The sequence below is a fragment of the Leptospira johnsonii genome (assembly GCF_003112675.1).
Lineage (GTDB): Bacteria > Spirochaetota > Leptospiria > Leptospirales > Leptospiraceae > Leptospira_B > Leptospira_B johnsonii.
This window is the reverse complement of the sequence record NZ_BFAY01000011.1, coordinates 1636490-1655365: the sequence shown is the minus strand read 5'-3', so window position 1 is coordinate 1655365 and position 18876 is coordinate 1636490. Positions and strand designations below refer to the sequence as shown.

Below are 18876 nucleotides of genomic sequence, written 5' to 3'. Positions count from 1 at the left end.
ACGGAAGGTCAAGCGACATTTCGGTTTTCTTGGATCAAGTCCCGAAACGCCGCTTAAGTGATAGTTCTAACGTTTTCCTTTTTTATTAAAGTATTCTTCCAATCTTTCTTTTATGTTCTCTCGGATATCCAAATAGAAGAGTCCATAATCGGAGATATGATAATTTTTCTTATTCCCTCTTCTGGATTCGTAATTCGGATTAGAAGGTAGATCCACCCAAAGCATCTCCCCTTCACACTTAGTCCTAACATAAGCTTTATCCAATGCGGAGAACTGGATGCCCACTCCACCCTTATGTTCTTCTTTAGGAGTTTCGGGACTGTTCGGAGTCCAGTTCACAGGATTCACACAAACTCCTCCTATATATCTTTCGGGAGGAAGTGCAAAGTCTGAAAGTTGTGAACCCCATTTTTTAGAATTCCAACTGATATAACACCCTAGGTCTTTTGCATTCTTACAAACTTTCAGATTTTTAAACTCTGAAGAATGTATTGCCCAACCTGGGAGATATGCAGCTACAAAGTTCGGGACCTTCTTCTTGTCCAAATATTCTTTTAATACGTGAACAAGCATCATCGAACCTTGGCTATGACCTGCGATAAAGAACGGTCTTCCTTGGTTATAATGTTTTAGGTAGTGATCGAATGCAGAGAGTACATCTTTTTTTGCAATCTCGAATGCCTTCTCTCCATTTCCGGAATCATCTATAAAAGAATATAAGGCGGCCTGTCTGTATCTAGGCGCATAAACTTTTGCTGACTCATTAAAGACAGATGCTTGCATTTTTAAGGGAGAAAGTCCGTAAACGATCAAGCTGCTTCCGATCTCTGCATTCCATCCTTCTGCCTTTATAAAAGTGGTAGGATGAACGAAGAAAACATCCGCCTTCGCCACTTCCTGTCCGTCCGTCCAACCTACAATAGCAGGAACCTCATCCGGATCATCCTTCAATTCAGGAAGAGCTGCCCAGGATTCTTTTTTTGAATAATCTGGAGTAGTGGGAACATTCTCCTGGGTGAAAGGACCGGAAGGTTTGATCAAATACAGAAAGATCGAAGTGCAGTTTGAAAATAAAAATCCCCAGAACAGCAAAGAAGAATATAAGAAAAGTCTCATGCGTTAGAAATCCTCCTCTTTCCCTTTGATTTTTTTGGGAAAGATTCCAAAGAATACAAAGCAATATCCGTGCCGAGTATAGAAGTTCCGAACCTTGCAGATCCTTCATATATAACAGCGATTCTACTAGTTTGCGGAATAGAAATCGATTGAAATCAATCAATTGTCTATTTTCGGCGACTGAAAATGATCATTCGAATTTTCTTAGAACAACGATTCAGCTAATACTTTCAAAATTTTGAATCTATTTTGTAGAACGTACGCTATGCAAAACATTTTTTGCGTTAGGCACAAGTCTTGCTTTAGGAAGCATACCGGCCCGAATGAATTCGGTCCGGGGAGGAAAAAAAATGCTGAAGAGAATCACGATGTTAATGCCTCTATTGATCGGCGCTCTGCTATTTGCAGGTGCCGGAGAAGTAGACGCTTCTCGTTGTAAAACAACCGGTCTTTTGATCAAGACGACCAGTTGCTCTTACTCTACAAAAAAAATCGAAGCTAGACCAGGGATATTCAGGGATGTAAGATACCAAGTACCCGAAGGAACCGCACCTGCAGGTGGATGGCCTGTAGTAGTAATGTACCAAGGATCGTTCTTTACAGTACAGTTCTCTCGTACGCAGGGAGCACCGTTCGGTGGATATTACGAAGTAAAAGTCATCGAGAAGATGTTGGATAATGGATTTGCAGTGATCGCTCCGGACGCGGGGTTGGATCTTTTCTGGGAAACCAATATACCTACGATCTATGAACTGACAGCTGATTATATTTTCTTAAATAATCTGTTTGCTGCGATCCGCAATGGAAGTTTCGGTCCGATCAATGCGAATAAAAAATTTGCAACCGGTATTTCCAGCGGAGGATACAACACGAGTCGTATGGCGGTATCCTTCCCGGGAGAATTCAAGGCATTAGCGATCCAATCCGGTTCTTACGCAACTTGTAGCGGACCGATATGTATCGTTCCAACTCTTCCGTCCAATCATCCGCCTACATTCTTTGTACACGGATTCATAGATGCTGTTGTTCCTTGGTGGACCATGGATTTGTATTATGACAAACTCAGATCTCAAGGAATTCCTGCGGATAGATATACTGATTACCTAGCTGGGCATGAATGGGTATCTGCATCCGCAGGAAAAATATATTCTTGGTTTAACCAATACCGTTAAGTAAATTCCAATTCGAATCCGGTGTTCCCCGCCGGATTCTTTTTTTAGGATGAACCTATGAGATCCTTATCCAAATTCCGATTATCAATCTTCTCATTTCTTTTTACTTCAGTAATATTCTGTTTTTATTTTATATTCTCCGGATCAGATCCAGAATTATCCACTACTGCTAAAGCCCACGAGCCAGCGGAAGAACCCCTCAGCTTTGCAGAAAGTTTTACCGGATCTATTTTTTCGGAAGAAACTTCGGAGCCGGATCTCGACAAAAATTTTACGGACTCATTCATATTAGTCGAACTAGCAGGCTTTCCTTTTTTGTCCAAGACAAAAGAGATCTTTGAAAATTTAGGAGAGAATATATTCCGTCCTGGTCTAGACCAAACGGAAAAAGCAAAATCCTTCCATGAAAAACTGGAATATTTGGAAAACAAAAGATCTTTTGCAGGCTTAAATACTTTCGAAGAAGAAGATTATGTTCTGTTGCAGTTGAGAAAAAAAAAGGATCTGCGAGAGATCCTGAACAAAACATTCGAAAAGCTTAAAGAAGAACTTTCTGAGACCCGGAGAAAAGAATTCAGAACGGAACTAGAATCTTTGGATCGATCGATTTCCGAACTTTCTAAAAAGTCCGGAAATCATTAGTCTTATTTACGCATCAGGTCGATCTTTCCAATCGACTTTTTTTCTATTTTCCTATCCAATAACTATCTATATATTTCCTTTTTAGAATGTAGTAGTGAATACCGGTCCGATTGCCCAGGATCTGTTAAAACTGAACAAGATCTCAGGTTCCGAGTATGCATAGTTCGCCATGATCCCCATATTCGGATGTAGGAATACCAACAAGGTAGCGGAAACGTTCCAAGCGGCTTGGGTAAAGTTCCGTCTCGCGTTGATCGTAAGACTTATGAACTTTTTATAATCCATAAAGAAAACAATCCCTGCACTTCTTGCCTGTCTGGAGACCTGGGTCATCGAATCCACTGTGCTAACAGAGCCTACCCCTTGGTAATACCAAGCATCCAACATTCCATTTGGATCGGCAGGATATCCATTCACATTATTTTGTACAGTTCCTGCAGTAGTTCGTACGTTGATATGGTATTCGTTACCTGCATATTGGAAGTAAGGAGTGATGTACCAGCTTTGAATAGGTAACTTGATACGAAGTCCTGCCTTACCCACATCGGAACTATATCCATCGTCTGCATCTATTGTAGGAAAGGATTCGTAGAGCCCGTTGCCGACCGTCGTTCCAACAACGTTACGTGCCTTATAATACGCTCCGAACGCAGCGTATCCTATCCCCACCATGGGTTGAACATAACGACTTATATTCATATAATAGTCCAAGTTGGTAGAATAGACATTCCCTCCTGCATTTCCCTCCGCAGTATTCACGCCTATCGGAGGATTTCTAAGAGGAGCAAAATTTACATCCACTCTTGCGTATGTCGCTTGGAAAACCAAGGAGTCGCTTAGGATCATGAACTGTAATCCTTTTTGTGGACCGATCCCTTCTACTCCTAAGTCCATGGCTCCATTTTGTGTAAGACCACTCGCTCTGCCTAAAGAAGGAATTTCTCTTTGGCCGGAGTTTGGATTTACATAGTTGAACGGAAGTTTCGTCTGTAATTGTAAATCGAATTGGCCGGCAAAGGCTCCAAGTAAAATTCTCCATTTATCTTTAGGCGGTTCCGCAGTTTCTTTTTCTTCTGCGGAGATCGGTAAGACCATAAGTGGAAGAAATAGTAAGAGAATAAAGGCCCTCACTAACTTCCCTTTCCATCCGTATCGCATTAACATTCTCCTCGTTTTTTTATACGAGCCTCCTGAATCCAATTTGAAGTTTTCAGGAGACTAACCTCTCTAAGCAGTTTTCGTGCCAGAAAGTAATTTATAAAACTTTCCCGAGAAACACGCGTAAAACAAAGAGATAAAGCATTCTAATAGGAAACTGATTAAAATCGATCGACCGTTCTTTGCCATACTGATTGAAAACAATCGATGTTTTGGGTTCTCAAACAATCGGAATAAATTAAATGAAGAATTGATGCAGGATACGAGGGATCATCCAAAATAAAAATCTAAACTAGGATTGGCACGCTTCCTGCTAAAAGTCTTTGGGGGCTTTATGAGCTTGCAGCTGACTTTTTTTTCCTTTGGATCTTTGATCGTTTGTATATTCACCGCGGTGCTTGGAAGCTTTCTGGCCGCCATCCGCAATAGGTCCAAGTCCAGTTCTTATTTGGCTGGAGCATTTTTTCTATTATCAATTCATGCGTTCGCATTCGTGATCGCATACAGTATAGATTCCCCTATGGCAGCTTATCATAGATGGTTAATCTTGGCTGTCATCCCTGCATTCTCTTGTATGGGGCAGTTCTTTTTCTTCTACCCGAATCCAGTAAAAGAAAAATTTGCATTTCGTTTTTTAAGCGCTCAATTATTCGTTTGGATCACATTCTCCGTATATTATATTTTCTGCACATTTAGAAAAGAACCCGTATTTGATTTTACAGAGCAGATCTGGACCTTCTCTCTTCCGTTAGAAAACAAAATCTTAGGTGTTTTGGTATTAGTTTATTCTTTCCTAATGATATGTACAGGCATATGGAGAAGTTGGACTACTTCCAAAGAATCCAATCGTTTTACAGGACTATTCGTTCTATTCTTCTCCTTACTCATTTTTCCTCCAGTGATTGCAAATAGTATGAGCCGAGCCGGACTGATCTCTAGAACGGACTTCTTGACTGTGTATACATTCTTCATGATCCCTGGAAGTTTTGTGATCCTGGTGCTTTATATCAATACCACTGCGGACCAGACTCGTTTTCTGAATAGGATCACCGGGATTTGTTTGGGAACATTCTTACTCATACTATATTGGATAGGATTAGCTTCCGTTTCCAGACAAGAAGATACATTCGATCTAGGTAAATTGAGAGAAGCGGAGAATTCGATTTTTATAAAGAAGGCTGTTCCGGGATCAGATTCGGTATCGCATGTGGGAATTCCAACAGACCGAAATTCGCACTCCACCTCACGTGTAGGAACTCCTAAAAACCCAAGCACCCGCAAACGATTTTTAAGACAATCTTCTGGATATTATGGCTCCGTATTTCCATTAGAAGCAGAACGTTATTTTATAGAAGGTAACGAAGAAGAACCAAGATCCGTACTATATAGATTCTCTCTCCAGAATCGAGATCATAAATACGAGGCAACATTTCCATACGAAGAATATAGGAGCTTTCTCCATATAGCGATCAGACCTTACTTCGCAGTTTTATTTATTACTGTACTTGTAGTACTTTTTGGATTTAGGCTCTTCTTTAGAGGAGCGATCTGGAATCCTCTTAAAAATTTATTGATAGGAATTGGAAAAGTAAACCAAGGAGATCTGAATACAAAGATACAAGTTCGTATCCAAGACGAGATCGGTTTTCTTGCAGATTCATTCAACGGAATGGTAAGCTCAATCCGAGAAGCAAGAACCGCTCTTTCCGTATATGCGGACACATTAGAAGATCAAGTAAAGGATAGAACTTCCAGGCTCACGCAATTATTGGAACAACAACAGGGAGATTATTTTTTAACGTCCCTTCTTCTAAAACCTTTCGGAATAGAGACAATCCGGAACGGAAGTGTCTTTGTAGAATCGTTCACTCGCCAGAAAAAACAATTCGTATTCAAACAACAAAACCACGAGATCGGCGGGGATCTTTGTATGTCGACCAGCCTCAAGATCGGAGGAACAAATTGTACCGTGTTCATGAACGCGGACGCAATGGGAAAATCTATCCAGGGTGCGGGAGGCGCGATCGTTCTAGGCTCCGTATTCGGCTCCATCTTAAATAGAACAAGGCTATTTGAAGATAAGACGATAGAGTTTACTCCGCAACGTTGGTTGAGATCAGCCTTTTTAGAACTTTCTAAAGTGTTTGAGATTTTCGAAGGGAGTATGCTCGTCACCGCTATCCTAGGTGTGATAGAAGAATCCACAGGCAAAACTTATTTAGTAAACGCAGAACATCCTTCTCCCATCTTATACAGAAATGGAAAAGCAAGTCTGATCCCGACCAAACATTTTTTTAATCGGATCGGATTGCCTTTCGATTCATCTACAACGTTCACGGTTCAATCCTTTCAACTCAGACCGGGCGATTGTTTGTTTTTAGGTTCGGACGGCAAAGACGATCTGATCGTAGGTATCCGAGAAGACGGAACTAAAGAGATCAACGAAAATCAGGAAGCTTTCTTATCCAGGATAGAAGAAGCGCAAGGAGATCTATATAAGATCTACCAAGACATGGAGGAATATCTTACAGACGATATTTCTTTTTTAAAGATAGAATACTCACTTTCCAAAGAGCCGGTCAGAACGAACGGACAAGCTACAAGACTCGTATCAAAAGAAACGAATTAAAAACAATAAGGAGAAAAAAATGCAAAGTGGATTTTTACTGGAGATAGTTCTTCCGATCTCACTTTTTATAATTATGTTCGGGATGGGATTATCTTTGACGCTCAAAGATTTCGAGAGAGTCGCTCTATTCCCTAAGGCAGTATTGGTAGGACTTTTAGCCCAACTTTTACTATTACCGTTTTTAGGATTTATGGTTGCTACAATGTTCCATCTGGAACCGCTATTGGCTGTGGGATTAATGGTTTTGTCCTGCTGCCCATCCGGCCCGACTTCGAATATGTATTCGTATTTGTTCAAAGGAGATGTGGCTTTATCAGTAACGTTAACCGCTCTCATTAGCGTGATCAAACCTTTCACTCTTCCGTTCTTAACTTACTACTCCATGGTATACTTTATGGGAGAGGGGAAAACGATAGATCTTCCAATAGTAAAAACCATTTTGCAACTTTTCATTATTACGGTCCTGCCTGTAGGGATCGGAATGGCAGTGAAAAATTATTCTCCAAAATTTGCTGCTGCTTGTGAGAAGCCTGTAAAAGTTTTTTCAATGATCATTCTATTTGCGATCATTGCAGGCCTAGTGAAACAGAACTGGGAAAAAATGTGGGGATTTTTTGCTCAAAGCGGAGCTGCTGCTTTAACTATGAATTGTATCTGCATCAGTCTTGGATTTTTACTCGGTTTACTTTTGCGTTTAAGTAGGACCCAAGCGGTTACGATCGCTTTTGAGTTGGGGATCCAAAATGGAACCACCGCACTTTTGGTGACAGGGACCATTTTACAAGTTCCCACTATGACTGTGGTGCCTATTACTTATAGCCTGCTCATGTTTGTGACTGCATTGGTATTCGGACTATTCATCTTAAAAAATAGAAGATCCATTTTGGACCAACCTTCTTTAGAAAGAGCAAGTTAAAGTTTCTATATAAAAAACCCCGAAAGAGTTTCACCTTCGGGGTTTTAGTTTTAGAATTAGCTTTAATATTAATATTAACCTTTATATCTTTCGATCAACATAGATCCTGCAATTCCTCCATGAGCACATGCGGTGAGTAAGACCTTGTTCGCATTGGGGTCCTCTTGTAGATCCATGATCGCATTATTCACCAAGCGAACTCCAGTAGCACCGAACGGGTGACCGATCGCAATAGATCCTCCATTAGGATTGATCTTCTTCTCATCGAATTTTTTCTCCCAATCCCAACCAGTATCCATTTTCAATTGTTCCATAGCTGCGACTGCAGTGGCGGCGTAAGCTTCATGGATCTCAATGTAATCCATATCTTCTAATTTCAGCTGTAGGTCTTCCAACAAACCTTCTGTGGCGACTGCTTGTCCAAGTCCCATCAGATTCGGATGTACACCTTTCATTCTCCAGCCAGAAAGAAGTCCTTCTATCTTTAATCCTAGAGCATTTGCCTTTTCGACAGTGGTAATGATCACCCCCGCGGCCCCATCTGAACGAGGACTTGCATTGAAGATAGAAACAGTAGGTCCATGAGTTTTCTTCAGATCTTTGCCGTATTTTTTCTTAAAGTCTTCGAACTTACTCTGAGGATTATCAAAAAGAAGCATCGCTCTTCCCATACGGCTTGGATTTTCTACGAGACCTTTTCTGAGTTCCACTGCTTCGTCAATTTTTAACATGTTACCTTCTTGGTCTTTTACAGGAATGATAAACGACTCATATTTTCCTGCCATAGAAGCGTCGTAAGTACGTTTAAATGATTCGAATGCAACCTTATCAGTAATCTCACGAGACAGTTCATAATTCTGTGCAAGTATCTCTGCGGTGACCTGCATGCCGTAAGAATTCTCTCCATCATCCAAACCGTCTTCCAGAGTGTCTCTCAGCTCTACGCCTTCAGGAAGATTATCAGGCAGAAGTTTATTCAATTTCTCTAATGATCCGGTTTTCTTATTCAATCTTGCGTTTTTTACGATAAAGGGCATGTCCGTCTGGGACTCTTCCCCTATCACGAGAAATACTTCTCCTTCTCCCAAGATAATCCTTCTTGCTGCCTCCGAGACAGCTTCCAATCCGGATACACAATTATTGGAAAGAGTGATGGAAGGAATTTCATCCCTGAGCCCGATCAGATTTGCGATTACGCGGGCAGGATTCGGAGAACTTGGAAACCCTTCTCCCACTATGATACCGTCTATTTCTTCTTTTTTGATCCCGCTTTTCTGAATGATACTTTCCGCTACGATCTTTCCTAAGTGATGAGCTGGGTAAGCTCCCAATCCTTTTGCGATCTGCGCGAACGGAGTCCTAAGAGGTGTGCAAATTGCGAGTTTAGTTTCGAGTTTCATCGTTTTTCTCCCGATTTAATTCCGAAAATTTTCATTGGTGCATATACACTATTTAGACCATAAAAAACGAAACATTGAAAGTAAAATAAATTCCGAGCGACTAAAACAAATCCGTACAAACAAAGAAATAAAAAACCCCGAAGAAGTTTCCTTCCCCGGGGCTTGGATACAATTCAAAAAGCTAAGAATTAACCTTCGAATCTTTCAATGAGCATTGCTCCTGCAATTCCACCGTGAGCACAAGCAGTGAGAACCACTTTTTTAGCTTTAGGATCTTCTTGAAGATCCATGATCGCGTTGCTTACCAAACGGATACCAGTAGCTCCGAATGGGTGACCGATCGCGATAGATCCACCATTAGGGTTGATCTTCTTCTCGTCGAATTTTTGCTCCCATTTCCAACCGGTATCTTTTTCGATCTGAACAAGAGCTGCAACTGCAGTTGCTGCAAATGCTTCATGGATCTCAACGTAGTCTACGTCTTCGATCTTCACTCCGGTGTCTTTAAGAAGGGCCTCAGTAGCATAAGCTTGTCCGATTCCCATCAAGTTAGGATCAACGCCATACATTTTCCATCCGGAAAGTACTGCTTCGATCTTTAATCCAAGAGCTTTAGCTTTTTCAACAGTAGTTAAGATAACACCAGCTGCTCCATCAGAACGAGGGCTCGCGTTGAAGATAGAAACGGTTGGTCCGTGAGATTTTTTAAGATATTTGGAATACTTGGTTTTGAATTCATCAAATTTCATTTGAGGGTTTTCAAAAAGAAGCATTGCTCTTCCCATACGGCTTGGGTTTTCAACAAGTCCTTCACGAAGTCCAACTGCCTCATCGATAGTAAGTTCGGTTCCATCTTCGTCTTTCATCGGAATGATGAATGGAGCGTATTTTCCTGCTTTAGAAGCTTCTAATGCTCTTTTGAAAGATTCGAAAGCTAATTTATCAGTGATCTCTCTAGAAAGTTCGTAGTTCTGAGCAAGGATCTCAGCAGTTACTTGCATTCCGTAAGAAGTTTCTCCGTCGCCAAGTCCGTCTTCCAGAGTGTCTCTAAGTTCAACACCTTCAGGAAGATTATCAGGAAGAAGTTTTTTCAGTTTATCCAAAGATCCTGCTTTCTTGTTCAATCTTGCGTTTTTCACTACGAAAGGCATAGAAGTTTGGGACTCTTCTCCGATTACTAGGAAAAGTTCCCCTTCTCCAAGAATAATACGGCGAGCTGCTTCGGAAAGAGCTTCGATCCCGGATACACAGTTATTGGAAACTGTGATCGAAGGAACTTCGTCTCTGAGTCCGATCAAGTTAGCGATCACTCTCGCAGAGTTCGGTGCGTTAGAGAATCCTTCTCCGACCACGATCCCGTCGATTTGATCTTTTTTAACTCCACTCTTTGCAATGATGTCTTCAGCCACTATACGACCTAAGTGATGGCCAGGATAGGGTCCTAAAGCTTTCGCAATCTGAGCGAAGGGAGTTCTTCTTGGCGTACAAATCGCCAATTTTTTATCGAGTTTCATTGTCTTTCTCCAGACCTTTTATTTGGTACGTTCATTAGAATAAGATAATATTTCATTTAGAGCCTCCTTCAGGGAATTCGGTGACTCTTGCGAATACTTTCAACAAATCCTCTCCAGGTTTTTTAGGTCTAGATTTGCTTACGGATACTACGAGTAGATCATCCATGGATTCCGCCAGAATCTCTCCAGTTTCGGAGTCGCTGACCTCTTGTCTCATACGGCTCCAGATCTTATCAAAACTATGAATCCAGGTTTGTATCTTCGCTCTTCTGCCCGCGGCGAGAGGTTTACGATAACGGATCTTTCCACCCATATAGAAAAGTGTGGTGTCCATTGCGACCAGATCTTCCAGGCTCAGTCCACATTCTGCAGTAAAATTCCAGCGACCTTCTTCCAATAATCTCCAATAGTGAGAAGGGTTGTAGTCGCCGAATGGATTTCTTTCGCAATAAAATAGATCTCTCTCTGCAAGTGTGCGCTCGCAAGATCCGGAAAAAGAAGGTATAGATTCGAAAGAAGAGATCAGTTCTTCGGAAGTAGCTTCGGCCGCGATGAGTTGGAAAGGTTTTCCGTCCTTCTCAGTTCTTGCTAATGTTTTGATCTCTGCTGCAACTTTTCCGTTCGGATCCAAAACTTCTTGAGAAAATGTTAATAGGCCATCTTGGCCGGAGCGATAACTAGTGCGTATGGATAATTCAGTGTTTTCCATTTGTTGGGCAAGAAAACGAATATCACCCCCGACGGTTTGTAATCGAACTGATTCTTCGATCATTCTTTTCCAAGAATAGCCCGCTTCTTCTAGGATACGATACCTGTCCCCTAGGCAAGAGTCTTCATAAGTCCTGCTAGTAGTGTGTCTTTGTGTATCTAGATCCGAAAATCTGGTTCTGACTTGTTCTTTTTCCGTAACAGACATTTTGAACCGTCCTGACACTAGCTTAGACCCCTAGGAAATCGGGGCAATAAAAAAATACAGAACGTTCGTTCTGGTTTTTTATACGCTAAACCCAAATTCTATTGACGAAACGAGGTTTTTAGGGCAATACTGAAAAAATAACGTATTTAAGCACATGACCGCTCAAAGAAAAAAAAGAGATTCCGGGGCCAGTGTCCGAGAAAGAATTCTGGATACTGCGACAGATCTTTTCTACAAACAGGGATTTTCCAATACCGGAATGAGACAGATTATCCAAGAATCCGGGTCAGTGGCTGCTAGTCTTTACGATCATTTTCCTTCTAAAAAAGAACTTGGGATCGCTTACCTTGCTCGTCAGGAAGAAAAGACTCTTTCCGATCTTGGTTCTCTCATGGAAAGATATCCTGAAGTCCAAGAATTTTTAAGAGCTTGGGTGATCTTAAAAGAAAGACAGATCCGCCATCATGAATTTTTCGGAGATCCGTTTGCTGGTTTTGCAAATCAAGTTATGGATGCGGATCCTGAATATACCGAATTTCTAAAAGGTATCGCCGAAAAATGGACTAAGATGATCCGAGATTATCTCAGCCGCGCAGTTGCTTCCGGACAATTTTCCAGAACGATGGATATACAGTATGTTTCCAGAAGAGTGTTAATGGCGTATCATGGCTCCATCACTCTCTGGAGAATGACCAAAGATCTGCGTTATATCCGAGAAATGGAAGATAGCCTTAGGGAAATTTTCGAAGAATATACTGCGAAATAAATCGTATTTATTTCCGAGCTTTGGATCCAAATTTGATCTTGGATGCCGATTTGGTTTTTTGGGGCTCTTCGATCACATCTCTTAATTCCGTTTTTTCTGCCTGTAAAAGTTTTAAAGGACTTTCTGCACTTACCCTACAATCTTGCATATGCGTAGCAGAAAAATTTGTAACAGCTAACATCATCTGAGTCCAAGCAGTCATAGTTTCCGGATTTCTTTTAGCACTTTGTAATCCGTACAAAATAGGATCCTTCATCTTATCCATCAAATTGCAGGAAGGAAAATAGATCCCCCCTCCCTTCTTCAAAAATCTAGAGACTGGAATAAAAAGGAAATTTCTAATATGACTCGGTTTCCCTTTGGAAGCCTCAGCGAATTTCAAATAGATGATCAGGTTTTTTTCGGCAAGAGTTTCTGCCTCTTTGATGGACGCTAGATCCTTTCTTACGATGGAAGAAGATCTTGCAAACCCTCTTTCTATTTCGTGTCGAATGTGACGAGCACATAGATGCTGGATCATCTCCCATCCTCCAAGCACAACCGCTTGAGGACGATAGTAAGCGATAGAGTCATCGCTTTGCAGATAAAAATGTTTTCCTTCCTTCTGGTTCAGATCATAATATAGGTCCCCGATAATCACACTATTAGAGGCGTGCTCTTCGGCAGAATGTCGTAATTCCTCCAAGGCGACCGCATCCGTCAAAGGAACAAAAGAGTCGTTCCCGGCCAAAAAATCCAAACAACTCCCTATAAATTCATGGTGCTCACTATGCTCCTGATATGCGGTTACTTGGGGAGAATTACAAGTGAGCAGAAAGAATAAACTACTCAGAAAAAAGAACAGGGTTCGAGTCATAATCTAATCGACCGAGTATTTCAGAATCCTTGAATTTTGTCGGTCAAAATCTCAGATCCGGTTTTAGAAATATTGGGATTTAGATCGATTATAAAAGTCTGTTCAAAAATAAATTTCCAGCTTTAGGATTTTAGATTTGAAATAGGCGGTTCTATAACTAATCTTCGTCCCTCATGAAAGAGAAACTAGGCATTTTCAAAAAGCTCCGTTACCATTTCGATAATTTTATGTCTAGGGGAGGAGGTTCCGTCTTCGTAGCTCTGATGACCCTTTTCTTAGGAGCGTTCGTACTCTTATCCTTACTACGGATCTCCGGGGCATTCGTCTTTCCGGATGAATCCATCAAAGAGTCTGGCGATTTTTTATGGAGAGTATTTTTACAGATCTCAGATGCAGGAGCAGTTGCAGAGGATGGAGAATCCAACTGGTTCAATAAATTCGTAGGGATCTTAAGCGTATTTTCAGGTTTAGTCCTATTCTCCAGTTTAGTTGCATTCATAACAAACCAATTCGATCAAAAGATACAAGAACTCAGAAAAGGTAAAAGTGAGGTTTTAGAAACGGATCATACATTGATCTTGGGTTTTGGAATAAGGACCATTGAAATATTAAGAGAATTGATCGAAGCAAACTCTTCCGAATCCGGAAAGGCCGCGGTTATACTTGCGGACCAAGACAAGGAAGAAATGGATGATTTTCTTTCCGAAAATCTGGAGGATACAAAGACCACAAAAATTATCACGAGGTCCGGACTACCTTCTCATCTTCATTCATTAAAAAAAGTGAATGCATCCAAAGCAAAAAGTATCATCATACTCAATCCTTCAGGTTCGGAGGAATCTGAAGAAGGTAAATCCATAGGAGATGCAAAAGTATTAAAGTCCATTATGGCACTCGTAGCTTTAAAGGGAGAGTCCGGTCTTCCTCCTATCGTTGCAGAACTTCATGGATTAGAAAATCGGAATATTGCTTCTGACCTCTCCGAATCAGTCCAGGTTATGGACGAAAGAAGTATTCTTTCTAAATTGCTTGTTCAAACTTCCAGAACTTCCGGTCTTGCGATTGTGTATTCCAATTTGGTCGGTTTCGAAGGAAATGAGATCTATTTTTATAAACCTAAGAACGGTTGGAGAGGCTTAAACTATTCCGAAATTTCGTTTAGATTTAAGGAATCTGTCCCCTTAGGTTTTAGAAAGACCAGCGGGCAGATTATTTTAAATCCGGATCCTGAATATTTACCGGAGAATGAAGAAGATGCAATCATTCTTGCAGAAGACGATTCTAAGATCAAATTCGACGAGAAGCCCTTGGTTGTGACTGCTGCGCTTTCTTATCCGAATACTACTCTTTCACGGCCGATCGACAAACAATTGATCATTGGTTGGAATTCCAAAAGTAAGATCATCGTGGACGAATATGCAAAATTTTCCTCTCCAGACTCTCAAATTGATCTTTTAATAAACGAATCCAACGAAGAGATCAAAACTACTCTTGCAAAACTCAAGAGAAAATATCCTCAGATCAAGCTTAGATCCTTGATCGCAAATCTTTCCCAAGAAGGTATTTTGGAGAAACTTTCTCCTGAACAGTATGATTCCGTAATATTCCTGGCCGAGGAGAAGGAGAACATCGAGGAAGTAGACGCAAGGACCATTTCTCTTTTGTTGAGGTTCCGACAATACTTTAAGAAGAAACACCGATCAGGCGGTAAAAAAGCTGAGACCCAACTTATTACCGAGATCATGAATTCCGAAAATACGGAATTAGTTTTAGAAACTGGCGTAAAAGACTTTTTGATCTCGAACCAATTCGTTTCCAAAATGATGGCGCAAGTTTCCCAAGAACCGGATGTAATGAGAGTATATGAAAGTTTATTCGATCCGGAAGGAAGCGAGATCTATCTCAAACCCGCATTTTTATATTTCGAGGATTTTCCAAAACGTGTGAACTTTGCTGATTGTATGTATGCTGCCCAACAAAGAAAGGAAACCTGTTTTGGGATCAGGATCGTTTCGGAAGAAACGGATGAATCCAAAGGTTATGGAGTGTATTTGATCCCGGATAAGTCTGAATATTTTTCCCTGCATGAATCCGATTCTTTGATCGTTTTATCGGAAGACCAGTCTTAGTTTATTTCGTCTCTTCTTAGATAAATCGGGAGAAATACATTGAGACTAAGAATTTTTCAGATCCTAGTTTACACTCTGATTTTTACCTCCTCGTTTCACGCACAAGTCCAAACTCCTAAAGTGGATTTGCTAAACGGTTCCAATTCTCCTAAGTTTATTCTATCGAATTGGAAAACCGCTCCTTCTAACTGGGAAGAATTGGATAAATTTACTTTTCCGAATGGTAAAGATTTTGAATTAAAAATTCCGAATACAGTCGGGTACTACACAGGGCCGGATGGAGGAACTGTTTATCAGTGGAGTCCCGGAGTTTATAAATGGGATCTAAAAGACGGCACTAGTTTTATGCATAGATCCTCTGAAGAATGGGGATTAGAAAAAGAAGGAGTTAAGATCTATTCCTTTCCTAAAAAATGCCCGAACTGCCAATCGGAGCAAGTGCTAACCTTTCCCGACAAATCTCAGATCACAGTTTCTTTTTATACTGTGTCGGGCAAACTGGAATACCTGTATGAGAATACTTCGGAGAAAAAATTCTTCCGATTTACGAAACCAGGAAGATACGGAAAACTATCAGAACAGAAAGATCGTTTTTATTTCGAGTTCGAACCTAAAAATTCACTTTTCGTACATGCGTTTACGGAATCTAAAACTACGAAAGATTTTTTCAAAAAAGCGGAGAATGATTTCGATCTGGTCCCTTCTTCTAAGATCCTGGTAGCTTTTTTCCAAGATGCGAAATCGTTCAGAGAATTTAATAATCTAGCCGGGATTGCTTGCAGTGGTGGTAGAGGTGGGATTTACGGGATCAGTTTCTGCGATCCAAGTTCTGAAAAGGATATGATACCGGAAGATGCAGATCCGGAGATCAGAAGACATCAATATTCTACCCAACCTACTCATATGATCTATCATGAGATCACTCATCATATGCAGCAGATCAGATGTGGCGCGATCCGAACTGGAAAAAACCAACCCCCCATTGTTCAACCTGCCTGGCTTGTAGAAGGTCACGCCGAATTTATTGCACAATACGGGTGGCCAAAATATAAAGGAACCAAATATAGAGAATATTATGAAAACTTTATTCTCAAAAAGAACAAATTGCAGTTGGAAAGATCGGATCCTTATCTTGCTGGATTTCTTGCAATGGACTTTATCTCCCGAAAATACGGGATTTCTAAGATCAAAGATCTTTGGGATAAAACTTGTGAAGGAGAAAGTATAGATTCCGCATTAAGATCCGTGCTCAATTCGAATGTTTCTAAATTGCAATCGGATCTGTTAAGTTATTTAGATTCGGAAACCAAAGATCTTCCGACAAAATTTTTGGAATGGGAAATCGTCGGAACTATCACTTTACCTTTTACTTCCTCGGAAGCTTCTTCTTTCAATACGGAAGAAATTGCTGAGTTAACGAATATTACCGATCCTTCTTCCATTCCAGATATTCGAGTTCCTTTTTCGTTGAAGATAGAATCGCTGATAGGGAAAGCAGAAGGTGTGTTTCAATCTCCTAGAAAGGAAAGAGTTTTCCTTTTTAAGAATGGAACGTATCGACTGGAGACTCCTAAATACCAGGTGAATGTGTTCCCGGATGGGACAACAAGTTTCACTTCTGAAAAAAATTCGATTACTGTTTGGGGAGCCGGAACAAGGAAATGGGACTCCGGCGGAAAATCTCTTACGTACTTCCCACCGAAACAATAAAGGAGTCTAACGTTTCTTTTTAGGTTTTGCTTTTTTAGGAACTGGCTTAGTCGTTTTCTTTTTAGCAGGACTCGCTTTCTTAGTCGCCGGTTTTTTAGGAGAAGCTTTTTTGGAAGCAGAAGTGACAACGTCCTTCTTAATATCTTCCTTAGCAGCCGGTTTTTGTTTGATAGGAAGTGGATCCTTCTTCTCTTCGGAAGTGACCAAGGAGCCAATACACTCTATTCCTAGAGGTCCTAAATATAAATTCAGATGTCCATATTCAGGGATCTCAACATCGTCAAAATGGCCCAGGGTAGCGCTTTCCCAAGGACGGACTATACCTTCTCCTTTTGTAAACACCGCTTGTACATTATGAAATTTTGAATAAGTTTCTACAACTTCCTTCACTAATTTTGATCCAGGCATCATTTGCCAGGTGCAAGGAAAGATTGGAGCAAGGTAAGCCATATAAGTTCCATTCATAGGAGAACCTACGACGAAAATTTTTCGGACCCTGTCTCGTCCTTTATAAGTTAAACCTGCAGCGATCAATCCACCCATGGAATGGCAGATCAAATAACAGTCTTTGATATCCTTCTCTATTAGGAAATTCTCCAGTATCTTACTTTTTTTACGGATGTTTCCTGTTTGGAAACCAAGAGGGACTACATACACAGGATGTCCAAGAGAGATTAGATGTTTACGCATCGCCGACCAGGTCAGACCTCTTCCTAAAAATCCGGAAACACATACGATAGGTCGCTTGTATCCTTCGGTATGGTCCGGAAGTTCTATAAAGATCCCCAGGATATGACAGAAAAAATAATATATATGGTGATAGATCTCAGCTAAATGTTGTACGAATACGGGACGGATATTCCCTTTTTCAGGAAGGTAAGTAAGATGGTCTCTCTTCATTCGGTTTCTGCCGCGGGCGAAAATCCCGCCCTACGGTAGAATCCATTCTCAGCCCCGAGGCGCAAACAGAATTTTATGTCCTTCTACTCTGTGAAAAGTGGAAGAATGTCATTTTGTTTTAGCCTCGTATTCCGCAAAAAAATCGCATAATTCTTTTTGAGAATACTGATGATCCGCATAGGTAAAAGTGCCTGAGTTCATAATTTCAAGCGCAGCCTGACGGATCAGATGAAAACAGGCTCGAGCGAGACTTCCGCCTATGCTAATTCTTCGAACCCCAAGAGATCTTAATTGTTCAACGGTGAGTTGGTTATGACTTAAACCCATTACAACATTCAATGGACCATTGATAGAATTTACTAATGTGCCAATCGTTTTAGGATCTCCTATCCCTGGTATAAAAAGGCAATCCGGCCGCAAAAGCGATACCGGCACTCGTAGTTCCTATCGCAGAATATCCCGCACCTGCTAACATACGAGCGCTTCCGGCATCCCATGCGTTAGGCATTACAAAAATATCTTGAGAATGTAGGTTTCGGAATATTTCGCCTAACCGATCTTGAGTAGAAGCCATTCTTTCCTTTGAATATTAGTCTTTTTTAAACTTCAAAGAAGCTGAATTGATGCAGTATCTTAGCCCGGTCGGTTCAGGACCGTCGGGGAACACATGTCCCAAATGTCCGCCGCATCTGGCGCAAAGAACTTCCGTGCGCGTCATTCCAAGGCTTGTGTCCGTTTCAGACTGGACCGACTTGTCCGCTGTAGGTTTATAAAAAGAAGGCCAGCCGCTTCCGGATTCATACTTAGTGTCCGAATTAAATAACTCGGCTCCACAGGCAGCGCAAAGGTATTTTCCTTTTTCCTTATTGTAATAATATTCTCCGGTAAACGCTCTTTCTGTCCCTTTCTCTCTGATGATCCGGTATTGTTCCGGACTTAGGACTTTTTTCCATTCTTCTTCCGACTTCTGCACTTCGTATTTCATTTTACCTCCTTTCTTTTCTTTCGGAGCTCCTTCAGATTCGGAGCACCCTAATAGAAAGCTTCCTAAT

17 protein-coding genes are annotated in these 18876 nt (G+C 41.0%); 7 read left to right on the top strand and 10 right to left on the bottom strand.

Annotation, left to right across the window (positions count from 1 at the left end; translation table 11 throughout):
- Positions 1-66: 66 nt before the first annotated feature.
- Positions 67-1116, bottom strand: a complete 1050-nt coding sequence (locus LPTSP_RS16600; protein ID WP_108929761.1) for a DUF3089 domain-containing protein — start codon at positions 1114-1116, stop codon at positions 67-69.
- 350 nt (positions 1117-1466) lie between these two features.
- Between LPTSP_RS16600 and LPTSP_RS16595 the strand changes: the two genes are divergently transcribed.
- Positions 1467-2288 carry an extracellular medium-chain-length polyhydroxyalkanoate depolymerase gene (locus tag LPTSP_RS16595; protein WP_108929962.1) on the top strand — a complete coding sequence of 274 codons (822 nt, stop codon included), beginning with the start codon at positions 1467-1469 and terminating at the stop codon, positions 2286-2288.
- Between the two features lie 57 nt (positions 2289-2345).
- Complete coding sequence (locus LPTSP_RS16590) at positions 2346-2930, top strand: OmpH family outer membrane protein (RefSeq protein ID WP_108929760.1); 585 nt, start codon at positions 2346-2348, stop codon at positions 2928-2930.
- Positions 2931-3011: 81 nt separating this feature from the next.
- Here the strand turns inward: LPTSP_RS16590 and LPTSP_RS16585 are convergent, their stop codons facing one another.
- Positions 3012-4088 (bottom strand): hypothetical protein, encoded by a 1077-nt coding sequence (locus LPTSP_RS16585; RefSeq protein ID WP_108929759.1) that lies wholly within the window; start codon positions 4086-4088, stop codon positions 3012-3014.
- 334 nt (positions 4089-4422) lie between these two features.
- Between LPTSP_RS16585 and LPTSP_RS16580 the strand changes: the two genes are divergently transcribed.
- Both LPTSP_RS16580 and LPTSP_RS16575 read left to right on the top strand, forming a co-directional pair.
- Positions 4423-6717 (top strand): SpoIIE family protein phosphatase, encoded by a 2295-nt coding sequence (locus tag LPTSP_RS16580; RefSeq protein ID WP_108929758.1) that lies wholly within the window; start codon positions 4423-4425, stop codon positions 6715-6717.
- 19 nt (positions 6718-6736) lie between these two features.
- Positions 6737-7633 carry a bile acid:sodium symporter family protein gene (locus LPTSP_RS16575; RefSeq protein WP_108929757.1) on the top strand — a complete coding sequence of 299 codons (897 nt, stop codon included), beginning with the start codon at positions 6737-6739 and terminating at the stop codon, positions 7631-7633.
- 74 nt (positions 7634-7707) lie between these two features.
- Here the strand turns inward: LPTSP_RS16575 and LPTSP_RS16570 are convergent, their stop codons facing one another.
- The 3 genes from LPTSP_RS16570 to LPTSP_RS16560 all read right to left on the bottom strand — a co-directional run bounded on the left by LPTSP_RS16570 (position 7708) and on the right by LPTSP_RS16560 (position 11463).
- On the bottom strand, positions 7708-9033 hold the full coding sequence (locus tag LPTSP_RS16570) for a thiolase family protein (protein WP_108929756.1): 1326 nt from the start codon (positions 9031-9033) through the stop codon (positions 7708-7710).
- A 188-nt stretch (positions 9034-9221) separates the two neighbouring features.
- Positions 9222-10547 (bottom strand): thiolase family protein, encoded by a 1326-nt coding sequence (locus LPTSP_RS16565; RefSeq protein ID WP_108929755.1) that lies wholly within the window; start codon positions 10545-10547, stop codon positions 9222-9224.
- Between the two features lie 52 nt (positions 10548-10599).
- Positions 10600-11463 carry a thioesterase family protein gene (locus LPTSP_RS16560; protein WP_108929754.1) on the bottom strand — a complete coding sequence of 288 codons (864 nt, stop codon included), beginning with the start codon at positions 11461-11463 and terminating at the stop codon, positions 10600-10602.
- A gap of 154 nt (positions 11464-11617) precedes the next feature.
- Between LPTSP_RS16560 and LPTSP_RS16555 the strand changes: the two genes are divergently transcribed.
- Positions 11618-12229 (top strand): TetR/AcrR family transcriptional regulator, encoded by a 612-nt coding sequence (locus tag LPTSP_RS16555; RefSeq protein WP_108929753.1) that lies wholly within the window; start codon positions 11618-11620, stop codon positions 12227-12229.
- Between the two features lie 7 nt (positions 12230-12236).
- Here the strand turns inward: LPTSP_RS16555 and LPTSP_RS16550 are convergent, their stop codons facing one another.
- Positions 12237-13085: a hypothetical protein gene (locus tag LPTSP_RS16550; RefSeq protein WP_108929752.1), complete on the bottom strand. Its 849-nt coding sequence runs from the start codon at positions 13083-13085 to the stop codon at positions 12237-12239.
- A 227-nt stretch (positions 13086-13312) separates the two neighbouring features.
- Between LPTSP_RS16550 and LPTSP_RS16545 the strand changes: the two genes are divergently transcribed.
- Positions 13313-15214 (top strand): CASTOR/POLLUX-related putative ion channel, encoded by a 1902-nt coding sequence (locus tag LPTSP_RS16545; RefSeq protein WP_174704474.1) that lies wholly within the window; start codon positions 13313-13315, stop codon positions 15212-15214.
- Positions 15215-15253: 39 nt separating this feature from the next.
- The gene (locus LPTSP_RS16540) at positions 15254-16924 is read left to right on the top strand and encodes a DUF6055 domain-containing protein (RefSeq protein WP_108929750.1); all 1671 of its coding nucleotides are present in this window, start codon (positions 15254-15256) and stop codon (positions 16922-16924) included.
- A gap of 6 nt (positions 16925-16930) precedes the next feature.
- On the opposite strand, the gene LPTSP_RS16535 is transcribed toward LPTSP_RS16540, so the two are convergent.
- From LPTSP_RS16535 to msrB, 4 genes are all read right to left on the bottom strand, one after another.
- Positions 16931-17824 (bottom strand): esterase/lipase family protein, encoded by an 894-nt coding sequence (locus LPTSP_RS16535; RefSeq protein ID WP_108929749.1) that lies wholly within the window; start codon positions 17822-17824, stop codon positions 16931-16933.
- Positions 17825-17932: 108 nt separating this feature from the next.
- On the bottom strand, positions 17933-18244 hold the full coding sequence (locus tag LPTSP_RS16530) for an isocitrate lyase/phosphoenolpyruvate mutase family protein (protein ID WP_245915605.1): 312 nt from the start codon (positions 18242-18244) through the stop codon (positions 17933-17935).
- Entirely contained in the window at positions 18201-18398 is a 198-nt protein-coding gene (locus tag LPTSP_RS19225) for an isocitrate lyase/phosphoenolpyruvate mutase family protein (protein WP_217350171.1), read from the bottom strand. The genes LPTSP_RS16530 and LPTSP_RS19225 overlap by 44 nt, the downstream gene beginning before the upstream one ends.
- A 15-nt stretch (positions 18399-18413) precedes the next feature.
- Entirely contained in the window at positions 18414-18809 is a 396-nt protein-coding gene (gene msrB, locus LPTSP_RS16525) for a peptide-methionine (R)-S-oxide reductase MsrB (protein WP_217350170.1), read from the bottom strand.
- Positions 18810-18876: the final 67 nt, after the last annotated feature.

What these genes read in the sequence shown, in the direction of transcription:
- LPTSP_RS16560 (WP_108929754.1), bottom strand. Translation starts at nt 11,463, where the DNA reads ATGTCTGTTACGGAAAAAGAACAAGTCAGAACCAGATTTTCGGATCTA.
- LPTSP_RS16590 (WP_108929760.1), top strand. Translation starts at nt 2,346, where the DNA reads ATGAGATCCTTATCCAAATTCCGATTATCAATCTTCTCATTTCTTTTT.
- LPTSP_RS16545 (WP_174704474.1), top strand. Translation starts at nt 13,313, where the DNA reads ATGTCTAGGGGAGGAGGTTCCGTCTTCGTAGCTCTGATGACCCTTTTC.
- LPTSP_RS19225 (WP_217350171.1), bottom strand. Translation starts at nt 18,398, where the DNA reads ATGGCTTCTACTCAAGATCGGTTAGGCGAAATATTCCGAAACCTACAT.
- LPTSP_RS16550 (WP_108929752.1), bottom strand. Translation starts at nt 13,085, where the DNA reads ATGACTCGAACCCTGTTCTTTTTTCTGAGTAGTTTATTCTTTCTGCTC.
- LPTSP_RS16575 (WP_108929757.1), top strand. Translation starts at nt 6,737, where the DNA reads ATGCAAAGTGGATTTTTACTGGAGATAGTTCTTCCGATCTCACTTTTT.
- LPTSP_RS16555 (WP_108929753.1), top strand. Translation starts at nt 11,618, where the DNA reads ATGACCGCTCAAAGAAAAAAAAGAGATTCCGGGGCCAGTGTCCGAGAA.
- LPTSP_RS16535 (WP_108929749.1), bottom strand. Translation starts at nt 17,824, where the DNA reads ATGAAGAGAGACCATCTTACTTACCTTCCTGAAAAAGGGAATATCCGT.
- LPTSP_RS16565 (WP_108929755.1), bottom strand. Translation starts at nt 10,547, where the DNA reads ATGAAACTCGATAAAAAATTGGCGATTTGTACGCCAAGAAGAACTCCC.
- LPTSP_RS16595 (WP_108929962.1), top strand. Translation starts at nt 1,467, where the DNA reads ATGCTGAAGAGAATCACGATGTTAATGCCTCTATTGATCGGCGCTCTG.
- LPTSP_RS16580 (WP_108929758.1), top strand. Translation starts at nt 4,423, where the DNA reads ATGAGCTTGCAGCTGACTTTTTTTTCCTTTGGATCTTTGATCGTTTGT.
- LPTSP_RS16600 (WP_108929761.1), bottom strand. Translation starts at nt 1,116, where the DNA reads ATGAGACTTTTCTTATATTCTTCTTTGCTGTTCTGGGGATTTTTATTT.
- msrB (WP_217350170.1), bottom strand. Translation starts at nt 18,809, where the DNA reads ATGAAATACGAAGTGCAGAAGTCGGAAGAAGAATGGAAAAAAGTCCTA.
- LPTSP_RS16570 (WP_108929756.1), bottom strand. Translation starts at nt 9,033, where the DNA reads ATGAAACTCGAAACTAAACTCGCAATTTGCACACCTCTTAGGACTCCG.
- LPTSP_RS16585 (WP_108929759.1), bottom strand. Translation starts at nt 4,088, where the DNA reads ATGCGATACGGATGGAAAGGGAAGTTAGTGAGGGCCTTTATTCTCTTA.